This is a genomic window from Sphaerimonospora sp. CA-214678, from assembly GCF_050942215.1.
Taxonomy (GTDB): Bacteria; Actinomycetota; Actinomycetes; order Streptosporangiales; family Streptosporangiaceae; genus Sphaerimonospora.
Window position 1 is genome coordinate 1041809 of sequence record NZ_CP192056.1, and the last position, 15822, is coordinate 1057630.

Annotated in this window: 12 protein-coding genes; 4 read left to right on the top strand and 8 right to left on the bottom strand. The window is 70.8% G+C overall.

Annotated elements, in window-relative coordinates; translation table 11 throughout:
• Positions 1–4 precede the first annotated feature (4 nt).
• From ACQP1K_RS04965 to ACQP1K_RS04980, 4 genes are read right to left on the bottom strand one after another with little or no spacing between them, the layout of a single operon-like run.
• Positions 5–622 (bottom strand): GTP-binding protein, encoded by a 618-nt coding sequence (locus tag ACQP1K_RS04965; RefSeq protein WP_433499679.1) that lies wholly within the window; start codon positions 620–622, stop codon positions 5–7.
• Complete coding sequence (locus tag ACQP1K_RS04970) at positions 603–953, bottom strand: DUF742 domain-containing protein (RefSeq protein ID WP_433499680.1); 351 nt, start codon at positions 951–953, stop codon at positions 603–605. The genes ACQP1K_RS04965 and ACQP1K_RS04970 overlap by 20 nt, the downstream gene beginning before the upstream one ends.
• Positions 950–1375: a roadblock/LC7 domain-containing protein gene (locus ACQP1K_RS04975; protein WP_433499681.1), complete on the bottom strand. Its 426-nt coding sequence runs from the start codon at positions 1373–1375 to the stop codon at positions 950–952. Before ACQP1K_RS04975 ends, ACQP1K_RS04970 begins: the two co-directional genes overlap by 4 nt.
• Positions 1356–3866: a sensor histidine kinase gene (locus ACQP1K_RS04980; RefSeq protein WP_433499682.1), complete on the bottom strand. Its 2511-nt coding sequence runs from the start codon at positions 3864–3866 to the stop codon at positions 1356–1358. The genes ACQP1K_RS04975 and ACQP1K_RS04980 overlap by 20 nt, the downstream gene beginning before the upstream one ends.
• Before the next feature lie 325 nt (positions 3867–4191).
• Between ACQP1K_RS04980 and ACQP1K_RS04985 the strand changes: the two genes are divergently transcribed.
• Both ACQP1K_RS04985 and ACQP1K_RS04990 read left to right on the top strand, forming a co-directional pair.
• Positions 4192–6561, top strand: a complete 2370-nt coding sequence (locus tag ACQP1K_RS04985) for a CDP-glycerol glycerophosphotransferase family protein (protein WP_433499683.1) — start codon at positions 4192–4194, stop codon at positions 6559–6561.
• On the top strand, positions 6558–8096 hold the full coding sequence (locus ACQP1K_RS04990; protein ID WP_433499684.1) for a glycosyltransferase family 39 protein: 1539 nt from the start codon (positions 6558–6560) through the stop codon (positions 8094–8096). The genes ACQP1K_RS04985 and ACQP1K_RS04990 overlap by 4 nt, the downstream gene beginning before the upstream one ends.
• Here ACQP1K_RS04990 and ACQP1K_RS04995 read toward each other — a convergent pair.
• Entirely contained in the window at positions 8051–9634 is a 1584-nt protein-coding gene (locus ACQP1K_RS04995; RefSeq protein WP_433499685.1) for a stealth family protein, read from the bottom strand. The two genes, ACQP1K_RS04990 and ACQP1K_RS04995, sit on opposite strands and share 46 nt — an antisense overlap.
• A 154-nt stretch (positions 9635–9788) precedes the next feature.
• Between ACQP1K_RS04995 and ACQP1K_RS05000 the strand changes: the two genes are divergently transcribed.
• Together ACQP1K_RS05000 and ACQP1K_RS05005 are read left to right on the top strand one after the other, a co-directional pair.
• Entirely contained in the window at positions 9789–10664 is an 876-nt protein-coding gene (locus ACQP1K_RS05000) for a CDP-alcohol phosphatidyltransferase family protein (RefSeq protein ID WP_433499686.1), read from the top strand.
• Positions 10665–10714: 50 nt separating this feature from the next.
• Positions 10715–11755: a sulfotransferase family protein gene (locus tag ACQP1K_RS05005; protein ID WP_433499687.1), complete on the top strand. Its 1041-nt coding sequence runs from the start codon at positions 10715–10717 to the stop codon at positions 11753–11755.
• Between the two features lie 42 nt (positions 11756–11797).
• Here ACQP1K_RS05005 and ACQP1K_RS05010 read toward each other — a convergent pair whose 3' ends face one another.
• The 3 genes from ACQP1K_RS05010 to ACQP1K_RS05020 form a co-directional block, all read right to left on the bottom strand.
• The gene (locus ACQP1K_RS05010; RefSeq protein WP_433499688.1) at positions 11798–12520 is read right to left on the bottom strand and encodes an SRPBCC family protein; all 723 of its coding nucleotides are present in this window, start codon (positions 12518–12520) and stop codon (positions 11798–11800) included.
• A gap of 79 nt (positions 12521–12599) precedes the next feature.
• The gene (locus ACQP1K_RS05015; RefSeq protein ID WP_433499689.1) at positions 12600–13460 is read right to left on the bottom strand and encodes an FAD binding domain-containing protein; all 861 of its coding nucleotides are present in this window, start codon (positions 13458–13460) and stop codon (positions 12600–12602) included.
• The gene (locus tag ACQP1K_RS05020; RefSeq protein WP_433501486.1) at positions 13457–15808 is read right to left on the bottom strand and encodes a xanthine dehydrogenase family protein molybdopterin-binding subunit; all 2352 of its coding nucleotides are present in this window, start codon (positions 15806–15808) and stop codon (positions 13457–13459) included. Before ACQP1K_RS05020 ends, ACQP1K_RS05015 begins: the two co-directional genes overlap by 4 nt.
• Positions 15809–15822: the final 14 nt, after the last annotated feature.

Here is a 15822-nt window from a genome sequence, read left to right on the forward strand (position 1 = left end):
GCGATCACCTGCCGTGGGAGGAGGCGGAGCCGGCCTCCTGGAAGGCGCCGCCCACGGCGTGGGTGACCAGCGTGGTCAGCACGTGCTTGACCGACTCCAGCTCCCGCACGTCGCACAGCAGGATCGGCGACGTCGTGTCCAGACCCAGGGCCTTGCGAACCTTGACCGGGTCGTGCCGCCGTGCCCCGTCGAAGCAGTTGACCGCGACGACGAAGGGGAGACCGCGCTGTTCGAAGTAGTCGACGGCGGGGAAGCAGTCCTGCAGCCGCCGGGTGTCGGCCAGCACGACGGCACCCAGGGCCCCCAGCGCCAGTTCGTCCCACATGAACCAGAACCGCTCCTGGCCGGGAGTGCCGAACAGGTAGAGCCACAACCCTTCGCGGATGGTGATCCGGCCGAAGTCCAGCGCGACGGTAGTGGTGATCTTCGTCTCCACGCCCGACAGGTCGTCCACGCCGGTGCCGCGGTCGCTCAGGAGCTCCTCGGTGTGCAGGGGACGGATCTCGCTGACCGTGCCCACCATCGTGGTCTTGCCGACCCCGAAGCCGCCGGCCACGAGGATTTTGATGGCCAGGGCAGGCGCGGCTACTCCCGCCTCCGGCTCAGAGCCTGCGAATACCATCGAGCACTTCCCTGTAGATCCGTTCGTCTATGGCCTGGGCGGCCGGACGCAGCCGATCGATCACCACGAATCCCTCACGCCGCAGGTCGCCGAGGAGCACCCGGGTGACGCTGAGCGGCAGGTTCAGGTGCGCCGCGACGTCCGCCACCGGGACGGGGCGTCGGCACACCGAGAGGACCGCCATGTGCTCGGGCTGCAGGCCCATCGGTTCGGCCGGCACGTTGACGGCCGTGACGATGTCGGCGACGTCGAAAGTCTCGCCGTCGGCGCGTGCCCGGCCCCCGGTCAATCCGTAAAGCCGTACCAGTGGTCCCGGATCGTGCGCCGTCACTGTCCGGATCCGTTCCAGGTGGGTGCCGGGGTCGCCCCCCTCGGATTCGCGACGAGATGCTCACCGACCCGCTTGACCAGCAGTGCCATCTCGTAGGTGACCTTGCCGACCTCGCTGTCGGGGCCGGTCAGCACGGCGAGCCTGGCTCCGTGGCCCGCCGAGGTGATGAAGAGGAATCCCCGCTCCAGCTCGATGATGCTCTGCCGTACGCCGCCCATTCCGAAGTGGCGGCCGGTCCCCAGGGCGAGGCTGTGGCTTCCAGCCGCGATCGCGGCGAGATGCTCGGTGTCCTCCCTGCTCAACCCATGTGAACCGCCCATCGCCAGTCCGTCGGACGACAGCACGATGGCGTGCAAAATGCCGGGAACCCGCCTGGTCAGGTCATCCAGCAGCCAGCTCAGTTCAAACCCCGGGTCCGCCATATTCCTGGCTCTCCTTTCCGTTCCACATGTCCATACGTCGTGCGACCTCGTCGCGTCCTCGCTTCCAGCCCTCCTGCATGGACGTCATGAGTTCGAGCAGCTCCTCCGGGCTCCGGGTCGACGTTTCCTGCGGCTCCTGCGGCTCTTTGCGCCGCAACTGGGGGGCCAGGCTGGCCTGCCGCACCCGTCTCGGCAGGCCGTCGAGATCGTCGTCCGCCGCGCCGAGGCCGGAGGGCTCTCCGCGATGGTCGGCGGCCGCACCGGCACCGGGCGTGGTGGGAGCGTGCTCGCGCCAGGTGGGGTCGGCCGGTGCGGACGGCTGCCGGGGAGCGTCCCCCGGAAGGTGCGGCGGCACCGATCTCGGCCGGCTCTCCGGACCGGTCGCCGGTACGGACGGGGTCGCGGGAAGGAAGCCGCCTCGCCGCCGGGCCGGGTCTTCGGTGCGCGGACCGGCGGCCGCGTCCGGCGACACCGGGTTCAGGGCCGGAAGCGGGGCGCGGGCCATGGCCGCCGCCTCCTCGCGGATCGCTCCGACGACCGTGGCCTGCTCGGCGGCCTCCTCCGGCGCGACGAGCACGCTCGGCGGCAGCATCACGATCGCCGTGGTGCCGGCGTAGGGAGAAGGCCGCAACACGACCTTGATTCCGTGCCGGGCGGCGAGTCTGGCGACCACGAACAGGCCGAGCCGATCACTGTCGGCAAGATCGAACTCGGGCGGTTCCGCGAGCCTCGCATTGATCTCCTCGAGGCTGTTCTGGCTCAGGCCGAGCCCTCGGTCCTCGATTTCCAGCGCGAACCCGTTGGCGGCCTCCATGCCCCGGACCAGCACCGACGTGTTGGGCGGGGAGAAGACGGTGGCGTTCTCGACCAGCTCGGCCACCAGGTGGATGACGTCGGTGACGGCGGCGCCGAGCAGCAGCGGGGCGCGTGGAGAGCCGATGACGCTGACCCGGGTGTACTCCTCGACTTCGAGCACGGCGCTGCGGGCCACGTCGAGGACCGGTACCGGCTCACTCCATCGTCTGCCTGGCACCGCGTCGGAGAGGATGATGAGGTTTTCCGCGTGCCTGCGCATGCGGGTGGTCAGGTGATCCAGGCGGAACAGGTCCTCCAACGTGTCCGGTTCTTCGACGCGTCGCTCCATCGCGTCCAGCAGGGTGAGCTGCCGGTGGAGCAGCACCTGGCTCCGCCGGGCGAGGTTGAGGAAGACCAGGCCGACGCCCCTGCGCAGCTCGGCCTGCCCGACAGCGGCCTCGACCGCGGTACGTCGCACGGCGGCGAAAGCGGCGGCGACCCGGTCGACCTCGAGCGTCTCCGTGGTCTCGTGAGCGACGGCCTCCTGAGCGCCTGTTTCCTGATTCCGGGGCCCGTGAATCGGGGCCTCGGCCCGCGGGTCCACGTCCTCGCCCCTGCGCAGTCGTTCGACGAGCCGGGGCAGGTCGACCTCGGCCATCTCCGTGGCTCTCGCCTGGAGACGGCGCAGCTCACTGATCAGGGATCGGCCGAAACGGTAGGAGACCACGGCCGACACCGCGACGACGAGCAGGGCCGTGCCCAGCACCAGGCCGATCCGCCACAGGCTCGCCGAGATGAGTTTTCCGCCCTCTGTCTGGAGCCGGTTCAGCTCCTGCAGGCCATGCTGTTGATGGGCGATGAGGGCGGTCTCGACGGTGTCGTTCCACTCTTCGGCGTTCACCGGCGACCGCCCGCTGAGATTCCAGCCGAGAACCGCGTCCTCCGCCGCGATCAGCCGCGTGTAGCCCTCGCTCCTGGTGACGGCCAGGTTCAGTGAGCGCAGCTGGGGGCTCATGTCCCGCTCGGCGTTCTCCAGCGTCATCCGGCGACTGGTGGTCGCCGAGACGAAGGCGGTGTGCTCCCCCGGGGTCATCTTGTCGCGGATGAAGGAGATGGTGAGCAGGGCGTGCTCCCGGCTCAGGTGCTCGGCGGCCGACAGGTACATCGCCAGGCTGCGGATCATCCGGAACGAGGGCACGTCTGTCAGCGCGTCCGAGCCGATGGTCTGCAGATCGCCCAGCCTGATGATCTGGGTGTAGGCGTCGATCACCTGCAGCGGCGTCATGCTCCCGGAGTCCACCGCTGCGCGCACCCGGTCGAGCTCGTCCAAGGCCTGGGTCAGGTCGCGTACGGCATCCGGGACCGCTCCGGTCGAGTCCTCCAGGCCGAGCGACGCGGTCACGCTTCGCAACCGCTGCCTCGCGGCGTCGGTGGCTCTGCGCTGTTCCTGTTGATCTTGCCCGCCGCCACCGGCGCCCACTGCGGATTCGACGGCGAGCTGGCGTTCCTCCTGGAGTTGTACGACCAGGTTCCGTGTGGGCACACCGACGGCCTGCCACTCGTCGCCGGTCCTGAACAGTCCGAGGATCTCTCCGGCCGAGGAGGCCGCGATCACCGCCCAGAGCGCGAGCAGCGCGACCAGCGGGGGGACGATGATCCTGAGAATCCTTGTGCGGATCGGCCGGGGGGAACTCATAGCAGCCGTCCAGTTTCCGCGCTTGCTGAGCGCATCTTGCCAGCCGAGCCGACGGCTCTCAGAAGCGCCGTCATGGCTGATGACCGTGTGACCCGAGTACTATGCCAAGGCCTTGGTACGCCAACAAGAGACGCTGCGGCTTTTATATCCACACGTTATCGCCCAGAATTACGAATTTGCCACCCATTGTCACATGGGGGGCGTGCTACGGAGCACACGTCCCGTGACGCGCGGGCCGGCCGGGGTCAAGGATCGACCAAGTGACGGCAATGGGGTCAGCCGAGTCGACGGCGTCAGGTGACCCTCCGTGGACATCCTGTTACCCATGACCTTTCCGCCCAGACGCTCCGTCATCGGCTCCTCCGGGGATGCCGAGGAGCACGTCGCGGCCTGTCTCCGGGCCCTGCATGAGCACGCCGAGGCCGGGCCTGAGCGGCTCGCCGGCCTCGCGCCGGCCCTGGCCCGTCTGGATCCCGAGGTCGTGGGCGGACTGCCGTCACTCGGGCGGCTCCAGCTCTATCTGGCGGCGCACGGCATGTGGGACGAGCTGTCGCGGGTGCTGCGGTTCGCCGAGTCGGACATCGCCGATCGCGGCGTGGTCCGGCGCGGGCTGCTGCTGCGGCGGCGCTGGTGCCTCGACTACCCCCTCCTCGGGGACGGCGGAATCCCCGCCGATCTCTTCGACGCGCGCAACGACTTCGAACTGCGCGCGTGCGTCGACGACGTACGGCACCGCGACGGCAGGCTCGTCGTCGCGGGCCACGCCTACATCACCCATCTGGACAGCCGCCGCAGCCGCGTCGAGGTGTGGCTCCAGCGCGGAAACAACCGCATCGAGCTGCCGATCCGGCGGGTCTCCAGGCCGGACGTGACCGCCGGCTCACGGCAGTCGGCCGTGAGCCACGACGCCTCCGGCTTCCGCGCCGAGATCGATCTGCCCGCTTCTGCGGCCTTGCTCGCCGGTGGCCGTACGGGACGCTGGACGCTGCGCGCCCGGGTCACGGCTCGCGGAGTGACGCGGGCGGGCCGGACGACCGGCGGGCGGCGGGCGGGGGAGCGGATCTTCGAAGCGGACGGTTTCACCGTGGCGCTGACCCGGGACCGCGGCCTCGTGCTGCACCGCACCGGTCCCGCTGACCTCGCCGGGGACGCCGACGTCCCGAGGGGAGACACGGTCACCGAGGTCCAGTGGACCGACGCCCACGAACTGGTGCTGGCCGGGACCGGCGACGGCGACGCTCATGGCGAGGGCGACGTGATCACGTTGGTGCGCGGACGCGAGCGGCACACGTGGCCGGTCCACCGCGAGTGCGGCCGCTGGACGGCGATCATAGGCGAGACCGCGCGGGGGCTGCCCGAGCGCGGTGGTCTCGTGCCCGGCCTGCCGCTGCGCAGCGGTAACTGGCGGGTGCTGACCGGCGGGGAGCCGGTGCGGCTGGATCGCGCCCTGGTCGCCGACCTGCCGGAGCCGCACCTGACCGGTGTCCACGAGATCTCGCTGCGTACCGACCGGTCCGCCGAGCTCCGCCTCGCCGTACGGTCCGGCCTCGGCCCGCACGAACGCGGGCCGTACGCCACGCGCAGACGCCGGGAGGCGGCCCGGCGGCGCGCCACCCGGCTCGTCGACGCTGCCCTGTTCGACAGCTACGGCGGCGGGCAGTACTCGTGCAATCCCCGTGCGATCTCCGAGGAGCTGGCGCGGCGTCGCCCCGACTTGGAGCTGATCTGGGTGACCCGCGACGGTCAGTTCACCGTGCCCGCCGGGGTGCGCACGGTCCTGTACGGCTCACGCGAGCACGAGGAGGCCCTGCACACCTGCCGGTTCGTCGTGGCCAACCGGCGTACCCAACCCGGCTGGTACGTCAAGCGGCCCGGCCAGATGTTCGTGCAGACCTGGCACGGCACCCCGCTCAAGCGGCTGGGCCGCGACCTCGCCGGCATGCGGTACGCCCAGCGAGTGCGCGAGGAGGATTTGGGGCGCTATGTCGCGACATGGGATGTGATGCTCGCGCCCAATCCGTTCTCGGCGCCGATCCTGCGCCGGGCCTTCGGCTACCCGGGCGAGATGCTGGAGTCCGGCTATCCCCGCAACGACCGGCTGCTCCGGCCCGAGTGCCGACGGTGGGCCAGGGAGCGCCTGGGCGTCCCCGAGGACCGGCGGGTGATCCTCTACGCGCCGACCTGGCGGGACGACGAGCTGCGCGGCGCCGCCGAGGCGCCCCGGGCAAACGGGCGATTCGACCTGGGCGACGTGGCCGGGCCGCTGACCGGGGGGCTGGGCGCGGCCGACATGCTGCTGGTCCGGGCGCACTACCTGGTGGCCGACCGTGTCACGCTTCCCGACGATGCCCTCGATGTGTCGAGATTTCCTGACATGGCGGATCTGCTGGCCGCGGCCGACGTGCTGGTGACCGACTACTCGTCGGCGATGTTCGATTTCGCCTGCACGGGCAGGCCGATGGCCTTCCTCACCCCGGACCTGGAACGCTATCGGGACGAGGTGCGAGGTTTCTACTTCGATTTCGAGGCCGAGGCGCCCGGCCCCCTGGCCAGGACAGCCGACGATCTCCTCCAGATCCTGATATACGACGATTTCACGTCGTACAAGGCCAGATATCAGGAGTTCAGCGAAAAGTTCTGCCCATGGGATGACGGACACGCCTCCGCGCGGGTGGTGGCGCGCATGCTGTCGTGAGGCGGCGGAGCGGGTGGCCGTACGAGATCGTGCTCCCGGCCGCGCTCGCGCTCGTCGCGGGCCTGTGGGGCCTGGGATCGCCCCCGATCTGGCGCGACGAGGCCGCGACGCTGAGCGCTGCCGTCCGGACGCCGCATCAGCTGCTCCACCTGCTCCGGACGGTCGACGCGGTCCACGGCCTCTACTACGGATTCATGCACGTCGTCGTCACGTTGTTCGGCGCCGGCGGGACGGTGCAGCGGCTGCCCTCGGTCGCCGCCGGGGTGCTGGCCGCGGCCGGTGTCGGCGCCCTCGGGCGGGCGCTCGGCCATCCACGCGCCGGTCTGTACGGCGGCGTGATGATGTCCACGATGCCGATCTTCTCCCGCTACGTCCAGGAGGCCAGGCCGTACCCGATGGCCATGGCCGCGACCATCGGCGTGACCCTGTTGCTGCTGCGCGCGGTACGCGGGCCGTCCGCCGGTGCCTTCGTGTCGTACGGCATCGCGCTGGCCGGGCTGGGCTACGTCAACCTGTTCGCGTTCCTGGTGGCGGGGGCGCACGGCGGATACGTGGCGCTGTCGAAGGGGCCGGTGCTGCGGTGGTGCGCGGCGACGGCGGGGGCTCTGGCCGTGGTGGGGCCGCTGGCCTGGTCGGCGTCGCGACAGACCGCCCAGATCGGCTGGATTCCCCGGCCGGGTCTCGCCGAGGCGGGCCTGCTCGCCGTACGGCTCTTCGGCGACGTCGGCGCCGCGCGTCCGGCCTGGCTCGGGATCGCCCCGCTGACCTGGGCGCTCGCCATGCTCGGTGGTGTGCACTGCCTGCGGCGCGGCGGCGACCGGCGTGATCTCCTCGCGTTGACGCTGCCGTGGCTGCTCGTGCCGCCGCTGGTGCTGCTGATCGTCTCGTGGACGTTCCGGCCCGTCTATGTGTTCCGCTATGTGCTCTGCTGCCTTCCCGCCGCCGCGCTGCTGGCCGGGGCGGGGCTGGCGGCGCTGCTCGCCGCTTCGCATGCCGTGCTGCCGGCCGCGCCGCTCCGGCGGGCAGCGGTCGCCGTGCCGGCGGTGGTCTGGCTCGGCCTGTCGCTCCCCGGTCACCTCGCCGTCCGGGGCCCCGACGGCCGGCAGGACGACCCGCGCCCGGCGATGGCGCTGCTCGCGTCGGCCGCCCGGCCGGGTGACGGGGTGCTGTTCGCCCCCGCCAAGGTCAGGAAGTTCGCTGTGGTGTATCCGGGGATCTTCGAACGCCTCGACGACGTGGCGCTGGCCCGCTCTCCCGAGCGCGACGGCAGCTTCCGCGGCCGGGAGGTCGGCCGCCGGGTGCTCGCCGCCCGCCTCGCCGGGCTGCGCACCGTCTGGGTGGTGGGCCACACCGGGAAGGCCGCGCTTTCGAGCAGACGGTTCGACCTGCTGCACCGGTCGTTCGTCCCGGCCGGCCGATGGACCTTCCGCGGCATGTTCGTCGCCCGCTATGACGGAACCCCCGGCCGGGACGCCGGCCGGGGCGCCGGTCAGGAGTGGCCGGACAGCTCGAAGGGCGCCGCGGTGGGGAAGTAGGCCTCCAGGAAATCGGCCAGCAGGGCGTCCTGCTCGCCCGTGGTCGGGGCGGTGTCGTTGAGGCAGAACACGTCGTGCCTGCGGCGTGCCAGCATCCGGCGAAGCTTGGCCGGCGTCTTGGGCACCGCCAGGTCGACATACGTGTAGTCCACCGTTCCGGGCACCGCCCGCCCGTTGAGGTAGGCGTAGTAGTGCGCCAGCGAGGAGACCGCCGAGATGTCGGAGGTCGTGCGGAACGTGCTGCGCGCCGTCGCCTCGAAGTCCGCGGCGAACCGCTCCTCCAGTTCGTACATGAGCGACCTGCGCAGCGCGTACGGCACATGCTTGAGCTTCTGGGCCAGTGTCCGGCCGGACAGGTCCTCCAGGACGCGGCGGTTGTTCATGCCCGCCGCGTGGACCGGCGACTCCTCGTGCTCGGGTGCGCCGAACGGGACGTGGACGGAACTGGGGAAGAAACGGGTCACCCCGTTCGCCTCGAAGAACATCCGCGGCGACAGCGGCCTGCCGAGGAAGAAGTCGTCGTTCAGGTAGAGGAAGTGCTCCGACAGCCCCTCGATGTGATGGAGCTGCGTCTCGATCGCGTGGGAGTTGAACACCGGCAGCACCGACGGATCGGTGAAGATCTCCTTGTGGTCGACCACGGTCACCATCGGGTGCGAGCCGTCCAGCCAGGTGGGCGTCTGCCCGTCGGTCACGATCCACACCCGGTTGATCCAGGGGGCGTACATCCACAGGGAGCGCAGCGAGTAGCGCAGCTCGTCCCGGCTGGTGAACCGCGCCTCGGTCGTGGCCATCTCGCTGAGCCCGTCGCAGACCGCCCGCATTCCGCCGAGCGTCTGGTCGCGGCGGGCGCGCCAGGCCGGGTCCGCGCCGTCGACCCAGGTGTAGACGGCGTCGATCGGGAAGTCGATGTCGTCGACCAGGCGCCGGGTGAACTCGGGACGGGTCGGATAGACGCGCTCGCGCCGGGCCGCCGACACGAGCGTGTTGAACAACTCCTCGCCGCCCTCCACGATCTCGCCGTCCGCCGGGACGACGTCACAGGCGCCGTTCGGCCGCGGCGCCACCAGCGCGTCGCCCTCACGTGACCAGAACTCCAGGTCGCAGCCCTGCTCGGCGCCGAGCCTCAGCGTGCGCGACGGACTGGTGAAGTGCATCGCCAGCCGTACGATCGACGCGTCCTGCAGGGTGGCGGCCGCGCGCCGGATGGGGCGCAGCTGCTCGCCGCCCGCCCGCGAGCCCTGCCTGCCGTACGGCTGCGGCGCCGCGAGCAGTGGAATGGCGCCGCAGTGGGCGAGCGCGGCGAGCGCACGGGCGCGCTCGCCGACCTCGACGGCGACGACCGGGGGGCGGCCGGGCGCCGGCCGGACGCAGAAGAAGCCCACCCCGGCCTCGGAAAGCAGCGAGCAGACCAGGTCGAGCGTCTCGCGCCGGGCCTGCAAGGGGCTCGCGTCCGCGCGGACCAGTGCGGCGCGCGGCGTGGCCTCCCACAAGGGCAGCCGTCTCTGCAGCCGCCGATACAACGTGACAACCGGCATGGTCCCCCCTATGTGCACGGACTGTAATCGATCGGCCACCGGATTGGAGGATGATTTACCTAGTTCCCCGCGTCGGTCAAGAACTCGCAACGAGATGGCCCGTCTGTTTCCGATTTGCATGTGATCAGCTACCGACTGTAGTCATCCTTGCTGCATGGGAGGTTTCACGCTCGACGACATCATGGCGGCACGCAAGCCGAGAGACTCGTGGTGGACCGTCTTCATGGTCGATCCGCTCGCCTGTCGGCTGGCGTTGCTCGTGGCGAACCACACCAAGATCACGCCTAACACACTGACCCGGCTGTCGATGCTGGGCGGCCTCGCCTCGGCGGTGGCGTTCCTGGAAGGCGCACTGATCCTGGGCGCGGTGCTGTTCTACCTGAGCTTCATGGTCGACTGCATGGACGGGAAGATCGCCCGGCTCAAGGGCACCGGCACGCCGTTCGGCCTCTGGCTCGATTACGTGGGAGACCGCATCAGGGTGGTCTGCTGCGCCTTCGGTCTGGGGTTCGGGGAGTACTCCAGGTCGGGGGACATCGACTACCTGCTGGCCGCGGTCGGCGTCGTACTGCTCGACCTGTTCCGTTACATCAACGGTCCGCAGCTCAAGCGGGTCAAGGACGCCACGCGCAGCCTGGCCCAGGCGCGAATGGACGGGGACTGCGTCTTCGTGGAGAGCGTGCTGGGCAGCCGGCCGCGAACCGAGGTCGGGCGGCTGGCGGACGAGGTCGAGGACGGTCGCACGCTGATCGACCTGCAGAAGGAGTTCCACGCGCGGTTCCCCTGGTACGACCGGTTCCGCGTGTTCCTGGTCCGGCGGCGGGTGCGTACGCACATCGTGAGCGGGATCGAGTTCCACGCCGCGGTGTTCGTGGTGGCCCCGGTGCTCGGATCATGGGCGCTGGTGCCGGTCTCGATCGGAGCCGGCGCGCTGCTGCTGGCCTTCGAGATGTTCCTCGTCTACCGCGTCTGGCTGGCGGCCCGGCAGATCCCGCAGGGCGCACCGGAGAGGGAGAAGATCCTTGTCTGATTCGACCGGGCCTTACTGAGTTGACACTCATCACGGGGGGATAGATCATCATGCAGTCCGACAGACCGATCTTCGTCGTCGGTTGCCCGCGTTCCGGGACCACGATGCTGCAGCTCATGCTGCACTCACACCCGCGCATCGCCGTACCGCCGGAGACCCGGTTCCTGGTCCCGGCCTACTTCTCGCGGCGCGCGTACGGCGACATGCGGCTCGCGGACAACCGCCGCAGGCTCGCCACCTGGATCGCCGAGGGGCGCAACACCAAGTTCCGTGAGCTGGGGCTGGACTCGGGGGAGTTCGTTCACGCCGCCATGCTCGGGCCGGGCAGCTTCGGCTCGGTGATCGGAATGGTCTTCAAGTGCTACGCGGAGCGGTTCGGCAAGCCGCGCTGGGGGGACAAGCGGCCGAGCTACTACCGGCACGTCGAGATGCTGATGCGCATGTTCCCCGACGCCCAGTTCGTCCACCTGGTCAGGGACGGCCGCGACTGCGTCGCCTCGCTCAAGGAGATGCCCTGGTACAAGCCGGACACCTTCCACGCGGCGGCCAACTGGGCCGAGGCGATCGACTTCGGCCGCCGCCACGCGCGCAAGCTGCCGGAGGACAGCTTCTACCAGCTCCGGTACGAGGACCTGACCGCCGATCCGGAGACCGAGCTGAAGAAGCTGTGCGCGTTCATCGGCGAAGAGTACGACCCCGCGATGTGCGAGCCGCGCCACATCGCCGAGATGGCGGTGCCCAAGCACAAGGTCTGGCACAGCAACACCCACAGCGAGGTCACCACGGCCCACGCGGGCAAGTGGGTCGACAGGCTGGAGCCGTGGGAGGTCTCGCTGTGCGAGGAGGTGCTGGGCGAGCGGCTGAGCTCCCTCGGGTACGAACTGACCGGCGCGCCGCGGCCCGACCGCGACCACGTCGCGGCCTTCAAATCGGCGGCGAGCAAGCGTCGTACGGCGCGGACGCGCAAGTACAACCGGGACCGGCTGACCCGGCTGCGTGAGCCCGGTCCGATCGCCGCCCTGCTCACCGATGGTCAGCGCATGCTCGCCGGCCTCCCCAGGCAGCGGTCGGGCGAACTGCTGCCCCGCTGAACGACGCCGTTCCCCGACCCCCTCAACCCCCACCCCACGAGATCACGCCCGGTGGCGGAAACGGCGGAGCAGGTGGATCAGGGCCGCGAGCGCGGCCAGCGCGGCGAGCACGGCCACCGGGACGGCGATCCGCCGCGCGAGCGGCCCGCCCGCGAGCTCCAGCAGGTCGAGCTCCTGCTCCTCGGCCGTGCGATGACTCAGCGGGGAGTTCGCATCTCTCGGCTCGGCGGCCGCCGGAGCGGGAGCAGCCGGTGCGGGGGCAGCCGGTGCGGGGGCCGCCGCCGGCGCCGGGGGCTCCGGCTCCGCCTCGGGCCGCTCCTCCTCGAAGAGCCCTGCGAGGTTCGCGGCGAAGCGGTCGATGAGCTTGCCGCCGACATCGGCCAGCATGCCCCGGCCGAACTGGGCCGGCCGTCCGGTGACGTTGAACGAGGTCTCCACGCGCACCCGGGTGTGCCCGTCCTCGGCGGAGAGCCGCGCGGTCACCTCCGCGTTCGCGGTGCCCGGGCCGCGGGTCTCCCTGCCCGCGGCCCGGAGCGTCAGCGTACGCGCGTCCGGATCGATGTGTTCGAACTCCGCGCTGCCCCGATAGACGATGGTGATCGGGCCCACCTTCACCCGCAACCGGCCGGTGAACGCATCGCCGTCGATCGACTCCAGGGCCGCGCCGGGCAGGCACGGCGCGATCCGTTCCGGGTCGAGGAGGACCGGCCAGGCCCGCTCGACCGGGACGGGAACCATGAACTCGTGCTCGAACCGCAGCGCCACGACCGGACTCCTTTCCGAGTTCCCGAACCGGTTTCGGCAACCCGATGCTGTGTTCCTGGGGGACCAGGTCCCCGGGTTCCTAGACCGCGCAGGCGGCCAGGAGGGCCCGGTGCGTGAGCACCCGGGACAGATGTGCCCGATAGTCGGGCCGGGCGTGCAGGTCACCGGGGGGATCGGTGCCCTCGGCCGCCTGCTCGGCCGCCTCCCGAAGCGCGCCGTCGCGGTCGGCCGCGGCGCCGCGCGCCGCCGCCTCCACGGCGACCGCCCTGATCGGGGTCGGCCCCATGTTGGTCAGCGCGATCCGCGCCTCCGCGACGGTTCCGTTCGACCGGCGTACGGCTGCCGCCACCCCGACCGTCGCCCACGCCTGGGCCGTACGGTGGAACTTCTCGTAGTGGAAGCCCCACCCCTGGCCGAGTTTGGGCACGCGGGCTCCGACGAGGATCTCTCCGGGTTCCAGGGCCGGTTCGAGATAGTCGACGAAGAAATCGGCCGCCGGAATGGTCCGCTCTCCGGTGGACGATCGCGCCACGAGGTCCATGTCCAGGGCGAGGGCCACAGCGGGCAGGTCGCCCGCGGGGTCGGCGTGTGCCAGCGACCCGCCGAACGTGCCGCGGTGCCGTACGGCCCGGTCGGCGACGGTCGCGGTCGCCAGCGCGACCAGCGGGCAGTGCTCGTTGACGATCGGCGACCGGACCACCTCGTGGTGCGTGGTCATCGCGCCGATGAACACGTGGTCGCCGCGGTCGGCGATGCCGCTGAGCTCGGCCACGCGCCCGATGTCGACCAGCACGGTGGGGTAGGCGAGCCGCAGCCGGAGCAGCGGCAGCAGCGACTGGCCGCCGGCGAGCACCTTGGCCTCCTCCCCGGCGTCACCGAGCACGGCCAGGGCCTCCTCCAGCGACGACGGCCTGGAGTAGTCGAACGACGCGGGAATCAAACCGATGCTCCTTCCTCTGCGCTGGGCGCTCGATCGTGGATGGCCCGCCACACCCGTTCGGGAGTGCACGGCATCCGCACGTCGCTTACGCCGTACGGGCGCAGCGCGTCCACGATCGCGTTGACCACGGCCGGGGTGGAGGCGATCGTGCCGGCCTCCCCGACGCCCTTGACCCCGAGCGGGTTCGAGGTCGCCGGGGTCTCGGTGCGGTCGGTGACGAACACGGGCAGGTCGGTGGCGGACGGCAGCAGGTAGTCGGCCATGGTCGTGGTCAGCAGGTTGCCGTCGGCGTCGTACACCGCCTCCTCGAACAGCGCCTGGGCGATCCCCTGGGCGATGCCGCCGTGCACCTGTCCCTCCACGATGAGCGGGTTGACCACCGTGCCCACGTCGTCGACGGCAACGTAGGACCGGATGGTCGTCGCGCCGGTCTCGGTGTCCACCTCGACCGCGCACAGGTGCGTCCCGTGCGGGAAGGAGAAGTTGTCCGGGTCGAACGTCGCCTGGGCGTCGAGCCGCGGCTCGAACCCCTCGGGGAGGTCGTGTGCGGCGAACGTGGCGAGAGCGATCTCCTGGATGGTCCGCTCCGTGGTGGTGCCGCGTACTCGGAACCGTCCGTCGGAGAACTCGACGTCGTCGGGGGATGCCTCCATCATGTGGGCCGCGACCTGCCGCGCCTTCTCCCGCACCTTCTCGCACGCCTTCACCACGGCGATGCCGCCGACGGAGAGGGATCGGGAGCCGTAGGTGTCCATGCCCTTGTGCGACGAAGCGGTGTCGCCGTGCAGCACCGAGACGTCCTCGAACGGGACGCCGAGCGCGTCGGCGACGATCTGGCTCCACGCGGTCACGTGTCCCTGTCCGTGCGGGCTGGAGCCGGTGACCACCTCGACCTTGCCGGTCGGGAGCATCCGGACCTCGGCGTGCTCCCAGCCGCCCGCGCCGTACGACAGGCTGCCGAGGACCCGGCTCGGCGCGAGGCCGCACATCTCGGTGTACGTCGAGATGCCGATGCCGAGCTGGACCGGATCGCGGCGGTCACGCCGATCGGCCTGTTCCGCCCGCAACTCGTCGTAGCCGAACAGCGCGAGCGCCCGGTCGGTGGCCGCCTCGTAGTTGCCCGAGTCGTAGGTCAGGCCGCAGATCGTCGTGTACGGAAACTCCGCGTGCCTGATCCAGTTGCGGCGTCTGACCTCCATCGGATCGAGCCCGAGCTCGGCCGCCAGCTCGTCCACCGCGCGTTCGATCGCGAAGGTGGCCTCGGGCCGGCCCGCGCCCCGATAGGCGTCCGTCGGCATCTTCGTGGTGAAGACGCCGGTGCAGGTGAAGTCGTAGGCGTCCATCTTGTAGATGCCGCCGTACATGAACGCGCCGAGCAGCGGCACGCCGGGCGTGACCAGCATCAGGTAGGCGCCCATGTCGGCGAGCAGGTCGACCTTGACGCCGCGGATCCTGCCGTCGTTCTCCGCGGCCACGCTGATCCGCTGGAGCTGGTCGCGGCCGTGGTGCACGGTCAGGTTGCCCTCCGATCGCGACTCGGTCCACTTGACCGGGCGGCCGAGACGGCGGGTGATCAGTAGGCAGAGCACCTCCTCGGCCGTCACCTGCAGCTTGGAGCCGAACCCGCCGCCCACGTCCGGCGCGATCACGCGGAGCTTGTGCTCGGGGATCCCGGTGGTGAGCGCGAGCATGACCCGCAGGATGTGCGGGATCTGCGTCGCCGAATGCAGGGTGAACGCGTCGCCGTCGGTCTGCGCCACGACGGCGCGTGGTTCCATCGCCGAGGGGATGAGCCGCTGCTGGACGAAGGTCCTGTCGATGACGACGGGCGCGTCGCGGAACGCGCCCTCGACGTCTCCCTGGGCGAACTTCCAGGTGAACGCCTTGTTCCCGGCCTCGTGGACCGTCGCGGAGCCCTCGATCAGCGCCTCGGTCATGTCGAGCACGGGGTCCAGCGGCTCGTAGTCGATCTCGATGGAGTCCAGCGCGTCCGCCGCACGGTAGCGGTCGGTGGCGACCACGCAGGCCACCGCCTCGCCCACATAGCGGACCTCGTCCACGGCCATCGGCGGATGATCGGGGATGACGACGTCCTCGGTCACCGGCCAGGCGCACGGCAGGCTGCCCTGCTCGCCGGCGAAGTCCCGGCCGCTGAACACCGCCACCACGCCGGGCCGGCCGCGCGCGGCCGAGACGTCGACGCGGGTGATCCGCGCATGCGCCAGCGGGCTGCGCAGGAACGCCACGTGGAGCATGCCGGGAAGCTGGATGTTGTCGGTCCACTGGGTGCGGCCGGTGACAAGCCGCGCGTCCTCCTTGCGCCGGCGGGCCCTGCCCACCTCGCTCATCGCGCCGGTCGGCG

Coding starts and splice junctions, on each gene's coding strand:
- ACQP1K_RS04965 (WP_433499679.1), bottom strand. CDS start 622: ATGGTATTCGCAGGCTCTGAGCCGGAGGCGGGAGTAGCCGCGCCTGCC.
- ACQP1K_RS04975 (WP_433499681.1), bottom strand. CDS start 1,375: ATGGCGGACCCGGGGTTTGAACTGAGCTGGCTGCTGGATGACCTGACC.
- ACQP1K_RS04980 (WP_433499682.1), bottom strand. CDS start 3,866: ATGAGTTCCCCCCGGCCGATCCGCACAAGGATTCTCAGGATCATCGTC.
- ACQP1K_RS04985 (WP_433499683.1), top strand. CDS start 4,192: ATGACCTTTCCGCCCAGACGCTCCGTCATCGGCTCCTCCGGGGATGCC.
- ACQP1K_RS04995 (WP_433499685.1), bottom strand. CDS start 9,634: ATGCCGGTTGTCACGTTGTATCGGCGGCTGCAGAGACGGCTGCCCTTG.
- ACQP1K_RS05000 (WP_433499686.1), top strand. CDS start 9,789: ATGGGAGGTTTCACGCTCGACGACATCATGGCGGCACGCAAGCCGAGA.
- ACQP1K_RS05005 (WP_433499687.1), top strand. CDS start 10,715: ATGCAGTCCGACAGACCGATCTTCGTCGTCGGTTGCCCGCGTTCCGGG.
- ACQP1K_RS05020 (WP_433501486.1), bottom strand. CDS start 15,808: ATGAGCGAGGTGGGCAGGGCCCGCCGGCGCAAGGAGGACGCGCGGCTT.